This is a genomic window from Streptomyces sp. Isolate_45 (assembly GCF_024721315.2).
Classification (GTDB): Bacteria; Actinomycetota; Actinomycetes; order Streptomycetales; family Streptomycetaceae; genus Streptomyces.
Map to the genome: position 1 here is coordinate 16,846 of NZ_JANFAK020000056.1, position 16,263 is coordinate 33,108.

Here is a 16,263-nt window from a genome sequence, read left to right on the forward strand (position 1 = left end):
CGGCGGGAACGCCCCGGAGCCCGACCGCCGAGGCCGGTGTGGCCCCGAGCCGTCCGAGGCTGAAGTCGTGGACGGTGGCGGCGAGAGACCGGACCGAGGTGTGTGCTGCCGCTGGTCGGGCAAGGACAGGACCTCCGATCACACGCGTCACCGTTCTCGGAGGCCGGTTGCGGACGGACCCCGCGCAGCAAGGGCGGCTTCACCATCCAGGCCGAACTTCCCCTGGAGCGAGCATCGCGATCCGTGTCCCGCTGGTCCAGGCGGCGTCGCGAACGGGGCTTGACGGTTGCCTTCACAGGGTTCCTTCCAGCGTGAAGCCCCCTCTTGCGGACGGCCCACGGGGCACGGCAAAGGGAGGCGGGGAAGGTGGAATGACGGTCGGCAGCGTGGCGAGCGGACTCGCACTGTCCAGGACTGGCGGGGAAGGCGACGGGGCCGCCACTCCGGAACACACCACCACGCATGACTGCGCAGACGGCAGGAAGGCACGCCGGAAGCCGACTCGACGACCACTCCGGCCGCCCGGCGACGGTTCCTCGGCGTCCCCCGCATCGAATGTCCTGGTAAAAGCCGCAGAACGGGCCGGAAACACGTGCTGAAATCAAATGCGACACATCAGCACCCTCTTGGCCCGAATGGGGACCAGCCCGACTGTTGCATATGGCGTGCAATAACCAAATCCGGGTGCTGGATGCCCGCGTCGCCGGCTCGGCCCGACATATGGGTGCCATTGCGGCCGGTTCCCCGTATCACGCACTCCACCCCGCCGGCGAACGGCAGTTCCGGCATGTTGACGTCCGACGATTCGGAATTCCGGTGGAGCTCCGAGGGGACGAACGCGGCCGTCGCAGGCCCGTCAGTGCGCGGACGCTCCGAATTCCGCGTGCTGCGGGTGGAAGCCGTACTCCGCATCCTCGTCGGAGGCCGCCGGCGGAAAGCTGATCCGGCGCGCCTCCGCCCGCGCTTGCGCCAGGAGCTGTTCGAACTCCTCGTCGGTCATGGGGCCCACCTCACAGAAACTCTCCTCATGACTGATTCGCGGCACGACGGCCGCAGGATTGGCCTTGGGCCGCCGGCGCCGCGAACCGGGTGTGAGCTTCTTTGGTGGTGCGGCATCACCGTGTCCTGGCCTCGCCGACGGCTCGGGACCCTGAGGAGGCCGGCTCCGCCGGATCGCTGCCGCCTGGGCGAGGCGAGGCCGCAGGCGCGTCGGGAAAGACGCCGCGCACATTCTTCGGGCAAGGGCACTTCCCCTCGTCCGAGACGGACGGTGCCGCGGGTGGCGGTGCCGACCGCCACCCGCAGCGGATCCCCCTCCATCGCGCTCACCCCTCAGGGCACAGGAGTCCACCGGACACTCCCGAAGCACGTCGAGCGGGGATCGTCCGGCCCGTGACTCCCGTTGTAGGCAGCGGGCCGGAGCGGGTGGGGGTCAGGCGTTGACGCAGGTGTTCCCGAAGGCGGGGTTCAGCAGCCCGATGACGCTGATCGAGTTGCCGCAGGCGTTGACCGGGATGTGGATCGGGATCTGGATCAGGTTGCCGGAGCCGACGCCCGGCGAATGGGCGGCCACGCCCCCGGCACCGGCATCGGCCAAGGCCGCCGACCCGGCGCCGAGCACGGCGGCCGCGACGGTGAGGGCCAGTGCAGCACTCTTCAGAACACGGGACACGGTTGCCTCCAGAGAACAAGATTCCGGGTCCGGAGCCCCTATCGGACCCTGGGGAGGCACTGCCGGCCGGCCTCAGCACGGGTTTCGGTGCCGAGGGCACGGCGGCCGGGCGGTGGGGGCCGGGTTCGCTCGATCGAATGACCTCATGGGTGCGGTGTTGCCTGCCGGCCTCATGCCCAGGACCCCTGGACGTGTAGGCAGCGCCTCCGCTCGAATGTGCCCCGCCGGGGCGGCCGGGGCAGCGACGTCGTGACTGCTCCGGCGTGCCTTCGACGGGGCGGTGGAGCCGTAAGGATGGTGCCTGCGTGTCACGGGTCCGACGAAGGACGCGAGCGCGGGATGTTCTCCCGGACGCTCATGCCCGATGAGCCGAAGACGCGTGGAGTTGTGCCGGATGGATCCAAGCGGTGAGAGTGACCAGCCGGATGGCGTGCCCGTGCGGCAGTCCGGCTCCGCGCTGCCCGGGAAGCCGACGCGTACGTCGGTCGCCGAACGGGTGCGGGAGCTGGTCGGCCGGGTGCGGGAGGCGGGTCCGCCGCCGGGCCCGGCCCGCCCGGGGTTCTGGCGCAGTCCGCTGCGAGGGCCGTGGCTGACGGGCCTGTTCGGGCTCCTGCTGCTGTTCGGGGTCGTGGTGCTGTTCGTGACGGGCCTGCTGTCGTACGCGGCCTACAACCCCGGCCTCGCCGCGCGCAACGATCAGACGCCGGACAAGGGCCTGCTCGGCTTCTACCTGTTCACCTGGCCCACCTCGCCGTACTGGCTGTACCGGCTGACGCAGGGCGTGCATACCGTCCTCGGTGTGGTCCTCGTCCCGGTCCTCCTGGCGAAGCTGTGGTCGGTGATCCCGAAGCTGTTCGAGTGGCCTCCGGTGCGCTCGGCAGCCCACGCTCTCGAACGACTGTCGCTGCTCCTGCTGGTGGGAGGGGCGGGGTTCACGTTCGTCACCGGGATCCTGAACATCCAACTGGACTACATTTTTCCGGGCTCCTTCTACACCCTGCACTTCTACAGCGCCTGGGTGTTCATGGCCGCGTTCGTCGTCCACGTCGCCTTCCGGCTGCCGCGCGCCGTTCGTGCCGTCCGAGCCGGCCGGGGCTACCGGCCGGCACCCGAATCGCGGGAGGCGGCCGGGCTGGTCTCCCCCGATCCCGCGCCGGCGACGATCTCGCGGCGTGGAGCCGTCGCCATGGTGGGAGCGGGGTCGCTGGCCCTGCTGGCGGTGACGGCCGGCCAGAGCATCGGCGGCTGGTGGCGCGAGACCGCCCTGCTGGCCCCCCACGGTCGCGACCCGGGTACCGGCCCGAACGGTTTTCAGATCAACAAGACCGCCGCGTCCAGCGGGATCCGGCCCAGCGATATCGGTCCCGCCTGGCGGCTGACGGTGCGCGGTGGCGGCCGCCAGGCGGTGCTGACCCGGGACATGCTGCTGGCGATGCCCCAGCGGGAAGCCGCGCTGCCGATCGCGTGCGTGGAGGGCTGGTCCACCCCCGACCAGCAGTGGTCCGGTGTGCGCCTCACCGACCTCGCCGCTCTCGTCGGACTCGGCATCGACACCCCTCGGGTCCTGGTGGAGTCCGTCCAGCGCGGCGGCTCGTTCTCCTCGGTGGTCCTGGCGGCCAACCAGGCCCGTGATGAGCGCTCGCTCCTCGCGGTGCGCGTGAACGGGGCGGACCTGTCGCCGGACCACGGCTACCCGGCACGCGTGATCATCCCGGCCGCCCCGGGCGTCCACAACACCAAGTGGGTCGCCCGCCTCACCTTCGGAGAACCCGCATGAGCCACCCTACGAAGGGCGCGGCCCGGGATTCCGGTTTCCGTAGGCGTTACGGCGCTTCCCCGTTGCACCTCCTGCTCACCCTGGCCTGCTTCGCCCTCGCGCTCTACGCCGGCATCCGTCTCCTGAGGGGCGACACCATCGGGGTGGCGATCTGGTTCGTCGGCGCGGCCCTGCTCCACGACCTGGTCCTGCTCCCCCTCTACTCGGTCACCGACCGCGCCGCCCAGCTCATCATCCGGGGCCGGACCGCGACAGCCGGGAGCATGCCGCGGGCGAGCGTGAATTACCTCCGTGTCCCGGCGTTCGTCTCGGGCGTGCTGTTCCTCGTCTGGTGGCCGCTGATCCTGCGGCAGGGTGGCAACTACACCGCCTACACCGCCCTGTCCGCCGACGGCTTCCTCGCCCGCTGGCTCCTCATCACCGCCGGCCTGTTCGTCACCTCGGGGATCGTCCTGCTCGTACGGACCTGGCTTCGCCTGCGGCCCGAACGCGACGAGGCCCGAGCTCAGGCGAGGGCCCGCAAGGCCACGAAATGACGCTCCCCCGACGGGACGACCCACTCTTCGACAGTCTTCCAGCCCGCCATCCGGCCGTACCGGACCAGGGTTCGGGTGCCGACGGTGGCCCAGGCGAAGACGGGGCTCGCCACCGTCTGCCCGGCATGGATCCTCACCCGGCGCCGCTCGTCAACGTCGGTCGGGGACGTCTCCACGATCAGGAGCCCCCGATCACGGACCACATCACGGACGCGGTGCAGCAGGCGGCGGGGGTCACCGCCGATACCGATGTTCCCGTCGACGAGCAACGCCGTGTCCCAGAACCCTTCCCCCGGGAGCGGCTCGAACACGGACCGGCTGGCTGCCCTGCCGCCCCGGCAAACGGTGGAGATGACGGCGGTCGGGCACACGTCGATCCCCAGGACCTGGTGTCCCCGCCGGGCGAGTTCCTCTACGAGGCGCCCTGCCCCGCACCCGATGTCCAGAACCCGACCCACGCTTCGGTCCACGACGCCACGGTCCGCGGCGTCGGCCTGCGCGCACCATCGGCGAATGTCCAATGCCAGGCACCAGCCCTCGGCATCCCGCAGCGTGAGCCCGCCCCGCGCGGCGCTGATCGCCTTTGCGTACGGGCCCCGCCGCCAGGGCTCAGGACCGCTGATCCACTTCGAGGCGGCGGCGCTCACACCCACTCCTGTCAGCCAAGGACTGCCTCGCCCGCAGGTGATTGGGCAGACGGACGGTGTCGTACCTGCGGGATGAGGCAGCCGGCAACGCGGTCCGGGGAGCCGTCGTCGGTGTGCCCGCACTTCTGGCCGACGTTAGGCCGCCCTTGCGCAGGTCGCCTGCCGGGTACATCGGATGGGCGACAACCAGGGCTTCGCAGGCCTGGGCCACCGGCGCCTTCGCCACCGCGGCGCAGATCGTCGACGTGTCCCTGCCCCTGGACCTGGGGTGTCGACTTACCGCCGTCATACGGAAGGCGTGGGGCTTCGCGATGCCCAAGTGGCGCGGACTCCCGCTCATCGTCACCGGCCGTCGTAGGGCTGGAGGGATGAGCCCCTCTGTGCGTGATCGTCTCCCCGGGCACACCGGCCTCAGCGGGGACGGGAAATCGTAGGGATCGACTTCCGGGTCCAAGACCGGCGGCTGCAGCTGCGTGCTGCGGCTGCACGCTGTGGGCTTCGTCCCTGGCCGGGCACGCTTCCAGGAATTGCGCGTCAGACGTCAATTGTTCGATGACGGCGACTTCAACGAGCAGATCATTCGGGGGATTCTTCGTAGCTTTCTCCAGCAACCGATAGCCGGCACCGCGCCGAATGAGGGGTAGAGGGTGAAAAGCCCCGCCCGTGCATAGCAGGCGAGTCGTTGCCTCCCCCTCCCCCGCCGCCATCCGGTTGCTGCGGCGGGGCAGCCCGGAAAGCCCGCCTCCATGAGGAGGACGCATGAACACTCAACACATCCGCCGTCGCGCCGCAGTCGCGGCAGCGGCGTTCGCTCTTCCCATCGCCCTGGGTGCGACGGCCCCGGCATTCGCCGGCTCCCAGCAGGCCGAACCGTACGGCCCGGCCTGCGCGTCGGTGCCCAAGGAAGGGTCCGGCAGCCTCGAAGGCATGGCGAAGGCCCCGGTCGCCACCGCGGCGTCCAACAACCCGGCCCTCTCCACCCTCGTCACGGCCGTCAAGAAGGCCGGTCTGGTCGACACCCTGAACAACGCCAAGGGCATCACCGTGTTCGCACCGACCAATGAGGCATTCGCGAAGATCCCCAAGGCAGAACTCGACAAGATCCTGGCCGACAAGGCCGAACTGACCAAGATCCTCACCTATCACGTCGTCGGTGAGGAAATCACGCCCAACCAGCTCGGTGACGGCTCGTTCAAGACCCTCGAAGGCGGCACCCTGACCACGGCAGGATCCGGAGAATCGTTCACCGTCAACGGAAAGGCGAAGATCGTCTGCGGCGACGTCCAAACCGCCAACGCCAAGGTCAACCTCATCGACACGGTCCTCACACCCATGTGAGTCGAGGCCGCGGACCGGGCCGAGTGCAGCCCCTCACGCGCCGGCCGTGTCGCCCGCAGAGGCGGATCACCTGTAACCGCGAAGGTTCACCGGGTGATCGCACGAGGTGGCGCGGCAGGCTTCGAACAGGCAGCCGACCCGTCGGCAGACTCTGATCCGCACGTCCTCGCCCGGCTCTTACCGTTGGACATGCCGTTCAATCAGCCCAGCCCTCGGTGTTCGAGCACGACTCGTAGGAGTAGCGCGTGGCGCGGTCCCACTCCTCCCCCGTGATGCGCTCGTACGCCCGGTCCGGTGTGTAGAGCAGGCGTTCGGCCCAGATGAGGTCGGTGGTGTAAGGAGTGAAGACCGCAGGGGCTTGGAGGACGCTGTCGAATACGGTGCGGCCGGCGGCGACGATCGCGGCACGGGTGTAGAGGAAGGCGTCATCGGACAGGTCGTGTCCGTATTCCTTGCGGTCCAATCGATAGAGCGCCCATGACAGTTGTTCGGCAAAGCCGATGACCAGCGACACCGGGGACTGGGAAAGGCGTTCGGTCACTGTGGCGGCGAGGAGTTCGGCGTCAGGGTCGGGTTCCGTGGGCCTGCAGTCCTCGATGAGCTGCCAGAAGGCGTCTTCGTTCATGCCGGCGAGCATGCCGCAGCGGTCTGACAGTGCTGTCCGCCGGGTCACCTGGTTTGCGCCGAAGCCCTTCTCCTCGTTGAACCACTTCACCGTGCCGGCCTGACGATTACTCACAACCACCAATCTCACCAGGTGGAGGCGGGTTCGGGTTCGGGCCGCCAGGAGCAGGCCGAGGAGGACGGCGTCGGTGTGTTCGAGGGAGCCCACGCACACGATGAGCGGGAGGGCGCAAGCCTCAGGGTCGGTGGAGATCGGGGACGCGCAGGGCGAGGAGGGCGGTGTCGTCGCTGGCCCATCCCCCGTGTCGGGCGGCCAAGGCCTCGTTGATGTGGTCGACGGTGCCGGTCGCGTCCATGCCCGCCGTGGCGGCGAGGGTGCGGGCCAGGTCCGAGTCGTCGAACACGTCCCGCTTTCCTTGTCCTGCCCCCGGACGGGCCCGAGCCTCGGTCGCCCCGTCGGTGTAAAGCAGGAGAAGGTCTCCGGGCGTCAGGCGGAAGCGGACGTCCCTCAGGCGGCTGGGTTCGAACACTCCCAGCAGCATGCCGGAAGTGCCGGCGGGGTGGACGGTGCCATCGGCCCGGCGGATCAGGGCGGGCGGGTGCCCGGCCAGAGCGAGGGTGCCGGCGATGCCGCCGGGGGTGGGGCGGAAGCGGGCGTAGATGGCGGTCAGGAAGCGGGGCGAGTCCTGGGTGAGCATCGCGGTGTTGAGGTGGTCCAGGACGTCGGCGGGGGCACGGTTGTCGGTGGCCAGCGCGCGGATCGTGTAGCGGGCCATCGAGGAGACCTGGGCGGCTTGGACGCCCTTGCCGCAGACGTCCCCCAGGACCACGCCCCAGGAGGTGCCTCGGGTGCGGAACAAGTCGTAGAAGTCGCCGCCGACCTCGATGTCGGAGCGCCCCGCGCGGGAGGCCGGGGTGTAGGAGGCGGCGACCTCGATGCCCGGGATCCGGGGCGGGGACGGGGGCAGCAGGCCCTGCTGGAGCGAATGGGCCAGGTCCGCGGACAGCGCCAGGGCCTTCTGCGCGTCGGCGAGGGATTGGCGTAGCTCGATCTCGGCGCTCACCGCGCGGGCGAGGGTTTCCAGGGTGATCAGATCGGTCGGGGACCAGGGGCGGGGCCTGTCGTCGATGACGCAGAAGCTACCCAGGACCTCGCCGCCCGGGCCGAGGAGGGGGAATCCGGCCCAGGCGCCGATGTTCATGGGGGCGAGGGCGGGGTGTTCGCGGGTGCGCGGGTCTCTCCGGGCGTCCTCCACGATGAGCGGGGCACCGCCGAGGCCGATGAGGAGGTAGCAGAAGCTGTCCGCGACCGGCTGCTGTCGATCGGCGATGTCGAGGGCGTCGACGCCGACGCACGCCTTCCAGAACGAACGCCGCTCATCGACCAGGGTCACGAACGCCCGCCCCGAGACCGTCACCCGGGCGGCGAGATCGGCCAGGTCCTCGAAGACCCGTTCCGGGCCGGTGTCCAGGAGTCCGGTCGCCTCCACCGCGCCCAGCCGGGCCCGATCCCACAGCTGCTCCGGTAGGACGGCCTCTCGGTCCCGCTCGCGTTCGCGCACCGTCACACCAGCCACTTCGGCCCCCACGTCTTCCCCTTGGGGGCCGCATCACACGCCCCGATCACCCCTCTCGTCTTTCCAGCCGCGGGCCGATCACGCACTCCACCGGACACCCAGGACCGGCCGGCTGCACGTAACCTTCAGATTGATCGTCGCGACGATCCGACCACCAAGCCGGACCCGCGGAACCAGTGCCTCCCCGAAGACGGACGACAAGGGGGCTCTCCATGGAACAGCGCTGACCGTGCTCCCGGACATCGACCATGCCCGCGTGATCACCTGCGCCTGGGAATACGACCGAGACCCGTCGCCAACGCATCCCGGAGTCCCCATGCCCCAGTCCTCCACCGGTCCCGCCGAAGAGGCCGCCTTCCTGGCCGTATGCGGTCACACGCACTTGTTTCCAGGTGCCCGCTGCCGCATCCAGGGGCTCGTCGACCCCCATGCTTTCGCGGCGGGCCCGTGGCCGATCGAAGTGGAGCTGTGCTTCTCCGACGACGTGGTCACCGAGGCGGAACTGCGCACAGGAGACCCGGCCGGACCCGTACTCACCGTCCCCGCCTACACCACGGACGCCGGCACCGCAGTCGCCGGCCGCACCTGGCCGATCCGTGAGTGTGTCCGCACGGGCGACGCCGTGGAGCTGACGGTCGGCAGCCCGTCCTCGGCTTGAGCGGGGCACCCACCGGCGGCAGCCGTCCGGGGGACGCCCACCCCTGACCTGAGCAGGTCTCGGTCTGCGCTGTCCGAGGCCGTCGCCATCTCCGAGCCGCGCGGTTTCGGGTTCGCGACGCGAACGGCGGTATCTGGTTCTACCAGGGCGACGGCGGCCGCTCCTACAGCCCGCACACCCGGATCGGCAACGGCTACCCGGACGGGGAACTCTTCTTCTGACGCACCGGCCGGCCGTTCCGCAGCCCCGCCTCCACCCACCTTGCCGGCCGCATCGGCACACGGGCCTGATCGCCCCGACCTGCGCCAGGTTCTCCTCTTCGCGCCTGACGTCGGCCGGACGGTGATCCCCGTGACGGTCCTGGCCCTCGGGCTCGCCCTGCTCCGGGCCGCGATCACCGTCCGGCTGCTTCAGATTCGCCGTACTTCCGCAGTCATGCGGAAGTACGGGCCCTGATCATTTTCGCCCGTCCGGGCAGCAGCCGGCACGGGCAACGTGCCGGCCACCTTCCCGCAGGTCACGCGGTACGCCGAACGCGTAGGGGGGGGCCGTGCCGTCGAGGCGGGCCGCGGCGTGGCCCGGTGGGCGCGGGGCCGCCTACGCGGCCGGCGCGCCGCTCTGTACCGCCTTGCGGTGGCGGGCGGTCATCCGCGAGCCGGATTCGCGGCGGGCGGCGCGGCGCAAGAGCGGTACCGCAAGGAGGAACCCGAGGACCGCCCAGGCCGTGAGGACCAGGGCGACCATGGGCAGTTCCCAGGAGCCGGCCACCTCGGCGGTCCGTGCCGAGTCCGGGAGCAGCGCCGAACGCAGGCCCTGCGCGATCCACTTGAGCGGAAAGACCGAGGCCACCTGCTGGACCGGCACGGGCAGTGCGGTGATCGGGAACACCGCCCCCGAGGTGAGCAACAGCCCCATCGTCGGCAGCATGATCAACGCGAGGGCCTCGCGGGGGTTGGGCAGTACGGCGCCTATGGCCGCGCCGAGCGGTACGACGGCGAGGAGCCCGAGTGTGGTGACCCACAGCAGCGTCAGCCAGTCGCCCGGCCCGTGCGGCAGTGGTCCGTCCACCAGCAGCGCTCCGGCGGCCAGGAGCAGCGCCAGGCTGCCGACCGCCAGGGCGACCACCAGTAGGCACTTGGCGATGAGGTAGGCCGGTATCCCGCCGGGCGTCGCGCGCAGCCGCAGCAGGGTGCCCTCCTCCCGCTCGGTCACGAGGATCTGCGGGAGGTTGATCAGCCCGGCCTGGAACAGCAGGTAGGCGGCGAAGCCCGCCAGCACCAGATGAGTCATGGGGGTTCGGGTCCCGGGCACGTCGTCGCCGATGTAGGCGGCGACGAGCAACGCGACGACCACGTTGGTCAGATGGCCGGACATCTCCTTGCCGTTGCTCAGGAGGTGTCGCAGCTCGATTCCGCCGCGCTGTAGCCCGGCACGCCGGCTGTTCGTACGGTTGGTGCTGTCAGCGCTGTTCGTCATGTGTGCCACCCCTCATGCGACCCGTGCCTGCTCGTCCGCGTCCCTGTCCGTGCCGTCGGCTTCGACCGCCCTGTCGGCTTCGTCCGTGCCGTCGACCTCCCGGTGAACCATGTGCAGGTAGGTGTCCTCCAGCGTCGGGCGGCGGACCTCCAGGTCGGCGATGGGGCCGTCCGCGTGCCGATGGAGTTCCCAGACCAGCCGTGAGGGGTCCTCGGTGCGTTCGCTGCGGGGCGTCCCGTCGTCGGCCGTCCAGCGGACCTCGGCCTGGGCGGCGGCTCGCCGGGCCAGTTCCGCGGGTGTGCCACAGGCCCGGATCCGGCCGCGGACCAGCATGGCGATCCGGTCGGCGAGCCGCTCGGCCTCCGCCAGGTCGTGGGTGGTGAGCAGGACGGTGACGCCCTCGTCGCGGGCCAGCTGTTCGACCAGGACGTGGAACTCGTGCCGCGCCTGAGGGTCGAAGCCGGTGGTCGGCTCGTCCAGGAAGAGGAGTTCGGGGCGGCCGACGATGCCGAGCGCGACATCGAGGCGCCGGCGTTGTCCGCCGGACAGGCGGTCCACCCGACGGCGGGCCTGGTCGGTGAGGCCGACCAGGGCCAGCAGTTCGGCCGGGTCGCGTGGGTCGGGGTAGTAGGTCGCGAAGTGGGTCAGCAGCTCGGCGACCCGCCAGCGGCGGTGGTCGCGCCAGGACTGCAGGACCAGGCCGATCCGGGCTCGCCACGCGTCACCGCCCCGCTCGGGATCCGTACCGAGGACGCTCGCCTCCCCGCCGGAGCGCTGCCGGAAGCCTTCCAGGATCTCGACGGTGGTGGTCTTCCCGGCGCCGTTGGGCCCGAGCAGCGCGAAGACCTCGCCGCGGTGGATGTCCAGATCGACGCCGCGCAGGACGTCCACATCGCCGTACGCCATGGTCAGATCGCGTGCCTGGATCACGGGCCGGACGTCGGCGCCCGCGAGCGGCGTCATCGGCCCGCCTCCGCGTGGGGCTGCTGTCGTGCCGCCCCGGCCGCGGGTCCGGCGCTGTCGACGATGGCCCGGAGTGCCGCCACATGCCCTTCGAAGGCGGTGCGGCCGCGGTCGGTCAGCCGTACCTTCGTACGGCGGTTGCGGCCGCCGCCCTCCTTCTGGATCGCCAGGTATCCGGCCCCCTCCAAGGTGTGCAGCTGCTTGGAGAGAGCGGAGTCGCTGAGCGAGAGGCTGTCGCGGACGAACGCGAAGTCCGCCCACTCGGTGGCGGCGAGCAGCGCGACCACCGACAGTCGGGTGGCGGGGTGGATCAGTTCGTCGAAGCCCGCGGGGGTGCTCATCGGCCCGCCTCCTCGTCCGCGACCGCCGGTTCGCCGCCGCTCCGCACCGATTCAGCCGCCCAGCGGTTGGCGGGACCGAGGAACAGCAGGTAAACGGCCACCGCGACCGTGGCCTGGATGAGGCCGGCGTAGAGCGGCCCGAGCGGCTTGGTCAGGTGGTCCGCCAGCACGATCGTCCCGCCGACCAGCACCCCCGCCGCACCGAACGTGACCCACATACGCCCGGTACAGCGCGTGTGGTGCAGTTGCATCCGGCTCCTGCGACTGTTCATCACGATCAGCACGCTCAACAGGCCGACGTAGGCGCCCAGGAACAGTCCGACGCCCCACCCGGGCAGGTCCATGCCGACGCCGGCAAGGAACACCCACATGAGCGCGGCCGTGCCGTAGGTCATTCCGCGCCCGCCGGACGCGGAGCGCTCGTACTCGTCGTACACCCGCTCCTGCGGCACTCGGATGCGCTGGAGATCCTTCCATGCCTGTTCGGCATCCACCGGCATGCTCACGGTCATCGCCCTCCCGTCCCCGATTACTTTCCCACAAGGAAAGTTACCTTTGGCTTTCCTGATAGGCAAGTCGGAGGTTCGCCGATTCCGGGAGACGGGATCCGTGACGCTCGGCCCGGGGCCGAGGCCCGGGGCCGAGGCCCGGGGCCGAGGCCCGGGGCCGAGGCCCGGGGCGCAGGGCAATGGCCGCGAGCGGAACTGGAACGATTGGGACAGTTCACGCACGCGCAGGTACGTGAGCTGGTGTCACGGTTGACGCCGGAGGCGAAGGTTCTCCCCGAGGAACCCGGTGTACTTGCCGTCTCCGACTGGCATGAACCGCTGAAGTTCCGTCATGCGATGACTTTTCGTGGCGCCCGGCCCGATACCTTGCCCCCGGCGGAGATGGGGCGGCGAGCGGCCGAGGTGACGGCTGCCGCGGGCTGGGCGGTGAAGGAAGAACTCGCCGACGCCCGCTTCGCCACCGGACGGCGAGACAGCGTCGTCATACGAGTACGCGTGTCCTTGATCTCCGATGTGGCGCTCTACCAGCGGAGACACTACCCCGAGCCTTTCGGGGACTGACCTCTCCCCCAGCTGCCAACTGCCCGTCCGTGGCGCTCTGATCGACGACGGCCGGGTCCGTGGCCTCCGTGTCGGGTGTCAGGGCGATCGGGACGCCGCGACCGAGAAGCCGGCCCCTTGATCGCGCCATCACACGGGTCCTAGCGGTACTCGACCGTCAGCGTCGCCTGCGTGTCCTTGTTCACGAACAGGTGGGCCGTCGTGGCCTGGTTCTGTTCGAAGCGCAGACGCGCCTGGGTCCGGCCGGAACGGTTGATCGCGTCCAGTCCGGCCGACGTGAGGTTGCTGGAGGCCTTGCTGCCCGAGGAGAACGGGCCGATCTCGGCGGCGCCCTGGGCCGTCGTGGTGGCGGCCCAGTCGGGAGCCTCGACGGAGCAGCCGCCCAGGCAGCCGTTCTGGATGTCCACGAGGAGCCGGTTGCCGGCCGGGCTCGCCCACGGGTCGCCCGAGCCACTGCTCCTGGACAGCGTCACATAGGCCCGGGTGACGGTCTTCCCGGCCGGGATGCCCGTGGTGTCGAAGGACAGGAGTGTCCGGTTGAACTTGCTGTCGCTGCCGCGACCCAGCGCCAGACCGTACGTGCCCTCAAGGGTGCCCACGGCCGCGCCGGAGCCGTCGCCTGCCGCCTTGGCATAGCCATCCTCCGCGTCGACGCTGGGCAAGGTGACGCTGCCGGCGGGCGGCGGCGTCGTATCTCCGCCGTCAGCTCCCAGCGCACGGACCATGGCCATGATCGCCTCCAGCTGCTTTCCGCCGTGCTTGGCGTAGGCGGAGTCGCCCAGGTACCCCCACCAGTTCCAGCAGCCGTTGGGATTGTCCAGCGTGGTCGTGGCGATGGCCTGAGGGTAGAGAACGATGAGGTTGTTGGTGTCCGCGTACTCGTTCATGTACGCCTTGTCGATGAACGTGGTGCCGAAGCCCTGGTACGAGTAGCCCTGTTTGCAGCCGTGCAAGGTGACGACAACCTTGCAGGCGGCACCGTCGGCGCAGCTGCGGGGTACATAGACGAAGCCCTTCTCGTCCATGGAGACCGGCTTGGCCTGTCCGCCGGGCACGTATTCGTTCTGGTCGAACTGGATCAGCGAGCCGCCGAGCGCGGCGGCAGGGGCGCTGACCGTACCGAGCAGATGCCTGAGGAGGTCGCGCTCGGCGTCCATGCCGCAGTTGTTGATGAACGGGGTCGCGGTCACACCGCAGGAGTTCGGGCCGAGCGGGCTGATCCAGGCGTGGCCTGCGGCGGTGCTCTGGTCGTAGAGGACGTCCGCGCCGAAGTGGCGGTAGTAGTCGGCGAGGGCGGTGACCACGGGCCGCTTGACCGTCGAGTCGCCCGAACCGCTGAAGACGTAGACCGGATCGCCGGACAGGCCCGCCGCGTCATCGATCAGGCCCTGGGCCGACCAGTCGGTCGTCGTCTGCTTGAGCTTGGCCAGTTGGAGGTCCTGCGTGGTGTTCATGCACGCGTTCAGGGCAGTGCCGAGGTTGCCCTGCGCGCAATGGGTGGGACCTGACGCGAAGACCGCCGAACCATCGAACGTGCCCGAGTAGGCCACGTGGAGCTGAGTGGCCATGTACCCACCCGAGGAGACTCCGGCGCTGTAGACCCCGTCGACCGCGTAGGGTTTCAGCTCGCCCGGTGAAGGTGGGACCGCCGGCGCCGCCACTGCTGGGGCCGCAGTGGCCGCAAGAGTGACCAGAGCCAAGACGGCGGCGACCCTGCCGCGCGCAGCCAACCTGCTGAGCATCGTGTACACGAACCCCTCCTGGATGGGAGTCAGATCACCCCGAGGGGTGGCTGAAAGGGAACGTAACCGCGGCCGGGTCCGCGTGCTCATGGCGAGGATCGCCACAATCGGCCTCCCGTCGATGGGGGTTGGTCACCTGGACGCGACGTGTCAAGGCTCCATCCGTCTCCTGCACTCTCGCCCGAATGGCCTCAGCCGGCCCCCCGTCACCCCGACGGTTGGCCGGGCTGACGGGAGGGAGTGTCGACTTCCGGCCAGGTTACCGACCTGTCTCTACAGGGGGTTCGCTGGTCGGGCAGGGCGCTTCCGGTGGCGCCTGCGTGGTGTCAGCGTGGTGTCAGCGGAACGCGGCGACGTTGCGGGCGGCCCAGTCGGTGAAGGGGCGCGGGGCGCGGCCGAGTACCCGCTGGATGTCCGGGCTGACACGTAGTTCGGCGAGGTTCGGGGAACCGAGAATGTCCAGGGTGTCATCGGCGAGCTCCGGCGGCATGTTCCGGGTCATGGTGGCCTTGGCATCGTCGCGGGTGAGCTCGTGGAATGTCACCGGCGAGCCGATTGCGGCGGCGATGGCCTGCGACTGCTGGCGCGGAGTAATCACCTCCGGGCCGGTCAGCTCATGGACGCCTTCGGCGTGTCGGCCGTCCAGCAGGCATGCGGCCGCGACCTCGGCGATGTCCGCGGGGTCGATGATCGGCACCCCGACGTCGCCGAAGGGCGCGGCGACGACCCGTCGCGTGCGGACGGACTCGGCCCACCACAGCGCGTTGGAGGCGAAGCCGCCCGGCCGAAGGATGGTCCACTCCAGGCCGGACTCGCGCAGCGTTTCCTCCAGTGCGCGCATCGCGATCCGTGTCGGGCCGTAGGGCCGGGTCACCACGCCGAGCGTGGAGAGCAGGACAACGCGTCGGACCCCGCAGGCCGCGGCTTCGCCGATGATGTCGGCGGGGCCGGCGCCGGTGGCGTGCAGGTCGCCGGACAACAGTAGGAACAGGGCCTTCGCCCCCATAAGCGCGGGCCTGAGGCCGGCCGGCTCGGCCAGGTCTGCCACGACGTGGCGGACCCCGTCCGGCACCGCCGCCGCGTGCCGTGACACGGCGGTCACCTGCTGGCCCGCCTGGGCCAGCGTCCGCGTCAACGGTCGGCCGATGTTGCCGGTAGCTCCGGTCACCATGATCATGATTAGCCCCTTGTCGGAGTGTGTCTGTGCCCTTGACGCTACGAACAGGGCTAACTTTTGGTAAGGACGTACCTCCAGGTAAGCTCATGACGTGGCGGAAGGCATGCAGGACGGACAGGCCGAGGCAGGACACCGGTATGACGTGTTTCACACGGACTGCCCGGCACGCGATGTGGTCGACCATGTGACCAGCCGATGGGGCATCTGGGTACTGATCTCACTTCGGAACAGCAATCTCCGGTTCTATGAGCTGCGCGAGAGCATCCAGGGCATCAGCGAGAAGATGCTCTCCCAGACCCTGCGCGCCCTGGTCCAGGACAATCTGATCTGGCGGGAGGTCGAACCGACGACGCCCCCGCAAGTCACCTACGGGCTGACCGACTTCGGACAGGACATCAGCGAACCGCTCACTGACCTGTTCAACCGGATCACACGCCAACTGCCGCCGCGGCCCTGACTACTGAGGGGCCCTGACGGCGGTAGCCCGGTGGTATGTGATCGCGAAGGATCCGCGCGGACCTGGGCCTGCGACGCGGGTCGCCGAGGGCCGCGAGGGCCGCGAGGCGCTTCAGGGTCATTCGCCGTGGTACCGCAGGAGGACCTTCACAGTTCGCCTGCGCACCCGGCGACCGAACCCCTTGGATTGGCAGTCCTCGTTCCCGCCA

General features: G+C 70.0%; 17 protein-coding genes. 6 read left to right on the forward strand and 11 right to left on the reverse strand.

Annotation, left to right across the window (positions count from 1 at the left end; translation table 11 throughout):
* Nucleotides 1-856: 856 nt before the first annotated feature.
* Together NOD94_RS19560 and NOD94_RS19565 are read right to left on the reverse strand one after the other, a co-directional pair.
* On the reverse strand, nucleotides 857-1,000 hold the full coding sequence (locus NOD94_RS19560; protein WP_281207275.1) for a hypothetical protein: 144 nt from the start codon (nucleotides 998-1,000) through the stop codon (nucleotides 857-859).
* Nucleotides 1,001-1,432: 432 nt separating this feature from the next.
* Entirely contained in the window at nucleotides 1,433-1,672 is a 240-nt protein-coding gene (locus NOD94_RS19565; RefSeq protein ID WP_281207276.1) for a chaplin, read from the reverse strand.
* A 505-nt stretch (nucleotides 1,673-2,177) separates the two neighbouring features.
* Between NOD94_RS19565 and NOD94_RS19570 the strand changes: the two genes are divergently transcribed.
* Complete coding sequence (locus tag NOD94_RS19570) at nucleotides 2,178-3,449, forward strand: molybdopterin-dependent oxidoreductase (protein WP_281207302.1); 1,272 nt, start codon at nucleotides 2,178-2,180, stop codon at nucleotides 3,447-3,449.
* Entirely contained in the window at nucleotides 3,446-3,985 is a 540-nt protein-coding gene (locus tag NOD94_RS19575) for a hypothetical protein (protein WP_281207277.1), read from the forward strand. The genes NOD94_RS19570 and NOD94_RS19575 overlap by 4 nt, the downstream gene beginning before the upstream one ends.
* On the opposite strand, the gene NOD94_RS19580 is transcribed toward NOD94_RS19575, so the two are convergent.
* Nucleotides 3,955-4,632: a methyltransferase domain-containing protein gene (locus tag NOD94_RS19580; RefSeq protein ID WP_281207278.1), complete on the reverse strand. Its 678-nt coding sequence runs from the start codon at nucleotides 4,630-4,632 to the stop codon at nucleotides 3,955-3,957. The two genes, NOD94_RS19575 and NOD94_RS19580, sit on opposite strands and share 31 nt — an antisense overlap.
* A 759-nt stretch (nucleotides 4,633-5,391) precedes the next feature.
* Between NOD94_RS19580 and NOD94_RS19585 the strand changes: the two genes are divergently transcribed.
* The gene (locus NOD94_RS19585; protein ID WP_281207279.1) at nucleotides 5,392-5,970 is read left to right on the forward strand and encodes a fasciclin domain-containing protein; all 579 of its coding nucleotides are present in this window, start codon (nucleotides 5,392-5,394) and stop codon (nucleotides 5,968-5,970) included.
* A gap of 196 nt (nucleotides 5,971-6,166) precedes the next feature.
* On the opposite strand, the gene NOD94_RS19590 is transcribed toward NOD94_RS19585, so the two are convergent.
* A complete protein-coding gene (locus NOD94_RS19590) occupies nucleotides 6,167-6,802 on the reverse strand; it encodes a DUF4240 domain-containing protein (RefSeq protein WP_281207280.1) in 636 nt (211 codons plus the stop codon).
* Between the two features lie 28 nt (nucleotides 6,803-6,830).
* Nucleotides 6,831-8,183, reverse strand: coding sequence for a GAF domain-containing SpoIIE family protein phosphatase (locus NOD94_RS19595; protein WP_281207281.1), 1,353 nt, complete (start codon nucleotides 8,181-8,183; stop codon nucleotides 6,831-6,833).
* A 304-nt stretch (nucleotides 8,184-8,487) separates the two neighbouring features.
* On the opposite strand from NOD94_RS19595, the gene NOD94_RS19600 reads away from it, so the two are divergent.
* A complete protein-coding gene (locus tag NOD94_RS19600; protein WP_281207282.1) occupies nucleotides 8,488-8,829 on the forward strand; it encodes a hypothetical protein in 342 nt (113 codons plus the stop codon).
* 597 nt (nucleotides 8,830-9,426) lie between these two features.
* Here NOD94_RS19600 and NOD94_RS19605 read toward each other — a convergent pair.
* The 4 genes from NOD94_RS19605 to NOD94_RS19620 are packed head-to-tail and all read right to left on the reverse strand — an operon-like array spanning nucleotide 9,427 to nucleotide 12,121.
* Nucleotides 9,427-10,305 carry an ABC transporter permease gene (locus tag NOD94_RS19605; RefSeq protein WP_281207283.1) on the reverse strand — a complete coding sequence of 293 codons (879 nt, stop codon included), beginning with the start codon at nucleotides 10,303-10,305 and terminating at the stop codon, nucleotides 9,427-9,429.
* Between the two features lie 12 nt (nucleotides 10,306-10,317).
* Nucleotides 10,318-11,268 carry an ABC transporter ATP-binding protein gene (locus NOD94_RS19610; RefSeq protein WP_281207284.1) on the reverse strand — a complete coding sequence of 317 codons (951 nt, stop codon included), beginning with the start codon at nucleotides 11,266-11,268 and terminating at the stop codon, nucleotides 10,318-10,320.
* Nucleotides 11,265-11,609, reverse strand: coding sequence for a transcriptional regulator (locus NOD94_RS19615; RefSeq protein WP_281207285.1), 345 nt, complete (start codon nucleotides 11,607-11,609; stop codon nucleotides 11,265-11,267). Before NOD94_RS19615 ends, NOD94_RS19610 begins: the two co-directional genes overlap by 4 nt.
* Nucleotides 11,606-12,121, reverse strand: a complete 516-nt coding sequence (locus NOD94_RS19620) for a hypothetical protein (RefSeq protein ID WP_281207286.1) — start codon at nucleotides 12,119-12,121, stop codon at nucleotides 11,606-11,608. Before NOD94_RS19620 ends, NOD94_RS19615 begins: the two co-directional genes overlap by 4 nt.
* Nucleotides 12,122-12,322: 201 nt before the next feature.
* On the opposite strand from NOD94_RS19620, the gene NOD94_RS19625 reads away from it, so the two are divergent.
* Nucleotides 12,323-12,679: a hypothetical protein gene (locus tag NOD94_RS19625; protein ID WP_281207287.1), complete on the forward strand. Its 357-nt coding sequence runs from the start codon at nucleotides 12,323-12,325 to the stop codon at nucleotides 12,677-12,679.
* 140 nt (nucleotides 12,680-12,819) lie between these two features.
* On the opposite strand, the gene NOD94_RS19630 is transcribed toward NOD94_RS19625, so the two are convergent.
* Nucleotides 12,820-14,247 (reverse strand): PHB depolymerase family esterase, encoded by a 1,428-nt coding sequence (locus NOD94_RS19630; RefSeq protein ID WP_281207288.1) that lies wholly within the window; start codon nucleotides 14,245-14,247, stop codon nucleotides 12,820-12,822.
* A 511-nt stretch (nucleotides 14,248-14,758) separates the two neighbouring features.
* Entirely contained in the window at nucleotides 14,759-15,598 is an 840-nt protein-coding gene (locus NOD94_RS19635; RefSeq protein ID WP_281207289.1) for an NAD(P)H-binding protein, read from the reverse strand.
* Nucleotides 15,599-15,689: 91 nt separating this feature from the next.
* On the opposite strand from NOD94_RS19635, the gene NOD94_RS19640 reads away from it, so the two are divergent.
* On the forward strand, nucleotides 15,690-16,055 hold the full coding sequence (locus NOD94_RS19640; RefSeq protein WP_281207290.1) for a helix-turn-helix domain-containing protein: 366 nt from the start codon (nucleotides 15,690-15,692) through the stop codon (nucleotides 16,053-16,055).
* Nucleotides 16,056-16,263 lie beyond the last annotated feature (208 nt).